The sequence below is a fragment of the Exiguobacterium alkaliphilum 12/1 genome, assembly GCF_000714435.1.
GTDB lineage: Bacteria > Bacillota > Bacilli > Exiguobacteriales > Exiguobacteriaceae > Exiguobacterium > Exiguobacterium alkaliphilum.
Genome location: NZ_JJMW01000070.1, coordinates 1 through 3,683 on the forward strand (window position 1 = coordinate 1; position 3,683 = coordinate 3,683).

At 37.0% G+C, this 3,683-nt stretch carries 3 protein-coding genes; 1 reads left to right on the forward strand and 2 read right to left on the reverse strand.

What is annotated here, in order from left to right; translation table 11 throughout:
- On the forward strand, nt 1–620 hold a 620-nt coding region (locus RT52_RS15475), incomplete at its 5' end, for an IS3 family transposase (protein ID WP_034818316.1).
- Between the two features lie 54 nt (nt 621–674).
- On the opposite strand, the gene RT52_RS15480 is transcribed toward RT52_RS15475, so the two are convergent.
- Both RT52_RS15480 and RT52_RS15485 read right to left on the reverse strand, forming a co-directional pair.
- Nucleotides 675–1,343, reverse strand: a complete 669-nt coding sequence (locus RT52_RS15480; protein WP_003322298.1) for a CadD family cadmium resistance transporter — start codon at nt 1,341–1,343, stop codon at nt 675–677.
- 116 nt (nt 1,344–1,459) lie between these two features.
- A complete protein-coding gene (locus tag RT52_RS15485) occupies nt 1,460–3,631 on the reverse strand; it encodes a heavy metal translocating P-type ATPase (protein ID WP_034817436.1) in 2,172 nt (723 codons plus the stop codon).
- Nucleotides 3,632–3,683 lie beyond the last annotated feature (52 nt).

Below are 3,683 nucleotides of genomic sequence, written 5' to 3' on the forward strand. Positions count from 1 at the left end.
ACAATGAGAAGCGCATCTATCGTCTCATGCGTATCCATGAGATCCGTTCGGTCCTCCGCCAGAAGCGAAAACGGCACAAAAAGTCGTCACCACAACATGTGGCAGAGAACGTATTAAACCGTGAATTCACAGCTAAAAAGCCGAATGAGAAATGGGTAACGGATGTGACAGAATTTAAATATGGCCTATCTAAGAAGGCCTATCTCAGTGTGATTCGTGATCTTTATGACGGATCCATTATTAGCTATGTGCTGGGACACTCTAATAATAATCAACTGGTATTTAAAACGCTTGACCAGGTAATCGTACGATTGCATCAAGAACACCCACTGATTCATAGTGATCGTGGATTCCAATACACCTCTAAGGCGTTCAAGCGTAAATTAGAGTCGGCAGGAATGACTCAAAGTATGTCACGGGTTGGTCGCTGTATTGATAATGGACCAATGGAATCTTTTTTCGGCACGTTAAAATGTGAAAAGTATTATTTACATAAGTATCAGACCTTTGAAGAACTTAACATTGCCATAAATGAGTACATCTATTTTTATAATCACGAAAGATACCAAAAACGATTAAACGGCCTCAGCCCTAAAGAATATAGAGCGAAAGCCGCTTAAATCACTTTTATTATTTCCACTGTCTACTTGACAGGGGGCAGTTCAGATTATTTTTTAATAATTTATTAAACTCAAAAGGGCACTGAAAGTTTCGTTCTCCACCATGATATAGATTCCTAAACCAATAAAGACAATGGGTATAATCCATCTACCGTAATTCTCTAAGGTTTCAGAGACATGTTTAAAAGCTGCCAAACGATATCCAATAAAACACCAAATCGCAACCATAATAAAGAAAGTAATAACCGTTACTGCTAGTTGGTTCATGGTTAAAGTAGAGAAGAAAGGAACATATATTCCAATGTTATCTCCGCCATTAGCAAATGTTATAAATGCTACACTTAAAAAGACACTATTATACTTTCCAGAATTTAAACTTGAAAGAATTGCATTTTCATCCTCATCTTCTCCCTTTATAAACAACATAATCCCTAAATAGATTGGGATTAGTCCAAGTAATCCTACCCATTTCTCTGGAATTAACATAACTCCAAAAGTTCCTAAGAGACTAACTACTACTAACAAGGTAAAACCTAGATATTGTCCAATAATTATATCCTTAGGGGATATATGCTTATTCTCTGTCTGGTTACCTTTTAAACCTTCACTCGTTTTCACCTGTGCTTTTGCCTGTGAAAATAGCAGCATCAAAACAAAAATATCATCAATATTGGTAACTATAAATGCCCCTATTGCAGAAATAACGTTCAAAATTAAAGTCAATTACATCAACTCACTAACTGATTTTTTATTATATTTAGAAGTTATACTCATAATGAGTCCTTTTTAAAAAAGGAATTTCCATCTGTCTGGAAGAGCCCTTTTTAGCACTTTTTCCTTTATTCTTTCACTCTCATTAGTCGCAAACCATTTAGAGCTACTAGAAGGGTTGCGCCCATATCGGAAAGAATGGCAATCCAGAGAGTTAACCAACCTGGGATAACCAATAGTAAGGCAATAAATTTAATAGCAATTGCAAAAGTAATGTTAGCTTTGATGATATTAAGAGTTTTCCGGCTAAGTTTTACAGTGAATGGAAGTTTTCTTAAATCGTCTCCCATTAGAGCGACGTCTGCAGTTTCTAAGGCTGTGTCTGTACCAGCTCCACCCATTGCAATCCCAACTGTTGAGGCCGCCAATGCAGGTGCATCATTGACCCCATCTCCTACCATTGCTACGTTGCCATACTCGGATCTCAACTGTTTAATAAAGTCTAATTTGTCCTGTGGCATTAATTCTGCCTCTATATCAGATACTCCAACCTGCCCTCCGATAGCATTCGCAGTGCCTTTGTTATCACCAGTAAGCATAATTGTTTTTTTGATTCCAAGTTGATGTAACTTTTGAAGAATTTCCTTACTTGACTCACGAACTTCATCAGCAACTGCAATAACTGCAAGTATTTCTTTTTCGGTTCCAATAATCATGGCTGTCTTACCTTGATTTTGAAGAGTAGTAACATTTTGCTCTAAGTCTTTATCGAAATCATTAGTCAATAATTCCTTAAAGAGTTTCGGGCTACCGATGTAATAAGTCGTCCCGTTTACGATACCCTTTATACCCTTTCCTGTGATAGAAGAGAAATCCTCTACCTGTATGTCAGAATAAGTAATGTTTTCTTCTTCTGCTTTTTTCATGATGGCTGAAGCAAGAGGATGCTGAGAACGATACTCCAATGCAGTAATAATGGATAGTAATTCTTTTTCATTTATCTGTTTGTTCAACACATTATAATCAGTTACAGCTGGGACCCCTTTTGTTAATGTTCCTGTTTTATCGAATGCAATGGCCTTTAAGGCGCCCATTTCTTCTAAATACACTCCGCCTTTTACAAGGACCCCTTTTTTCGCAGCATTTCCAATCGCTGAAACAATAGAAATAGGAGTCGATATAACCAACGCACAAGGACAACCAACAACAAGAACAGCTAATCCTTGATAAATCCATGTTTCCCAACTGCCATCAAAGAATAATGGAGGGACTATAGCAACTAATGCTGCAATGATCATAATAATCGGTGTGTAATATTTTGCGAATTTATCAACAAATGCTTGCGAAGGAGCACGTTCCCCTTGTGCTTCCTCTACAAGATGAATAATTTTAGAAATTGTTGTATCTTCTACAAGTTTCGTTATTTCTACTTCAAGTAATCCTTCTTCATTTAAGGTACCTGCAAATACTTCATTATCAACCGTTTTCTCGACAGGGACTGATTCACCTGTAATAGCTGCTTGGTTAACGGCAGAGTACCCACTTACAACTACACCATCCATCGCAATCTTTTGACCAGGTTTTACAATCATGATATCCCCAACAGCAATATCATCAACATGAATCATTATTTCTTGTCCATTACGTCTAACAAGTGCCTCTTTAGGAGCGATATCCATTAATGAACGAATCGATTGTCTTGCTCTATCCATAGAGAATCGCTCAAGTGCTTCACTGATTGCAAAGAGAATAACAACAATGGCAACTTCTGCCCATTCTCCAATAATAGCACCACCTATAACAGCCACTGTCATAAGGGTTTTCATATCAAATTCAAAACGTAGTAAGTTTTGCAAACCAACTTTAAAAAGTGATAATCCTCCGATAAACATGGATGCTAAAAACAATAAGGTAGTAACAATGTTCTCTTCTCCATTCACATACGAGGAAAGATAACCAAAGGCAATCAATAAGGAAGCATAAAGTAGAGTACTATGCTTTTTATAAAACGGCACTTTATCTTCTTTTGTATCTTCTTTTACCTCTTGTGATGCTTGGCGAGCAGATTTTTCAGGTGTCACTTTGAGATTCTCAAATGCACCTGCTTTTTCTAGTTCTTCTATCGTTGCATTACCATAAACAGCAATTTTAGATGCACCAAAATTTACTTTTGCATCCTCAACTCCAGATAGCTGTTTTACATTTTTTTCGAATTTACCCGCGCAGTTTGCGCAAGTAAAACCTTGTACACGATAGGCCTTCATTTCTTGTTCAGATGTTATTGCCTTTTGATCAGACATTGACATTCACTTCTTTCTTATGATGAATTATAAAATTAAGTGCAACACCCAA

Excerpts from the sequence above, each read along its gene's own strand:
- RT52_RS15485 (WP_034817436.1), bottom strand. The coding sequence starts at position 3,631 with ATGTCTGATCAAAAGGCAATAACATCTGAACAAGAAATGAAGGCCTAT.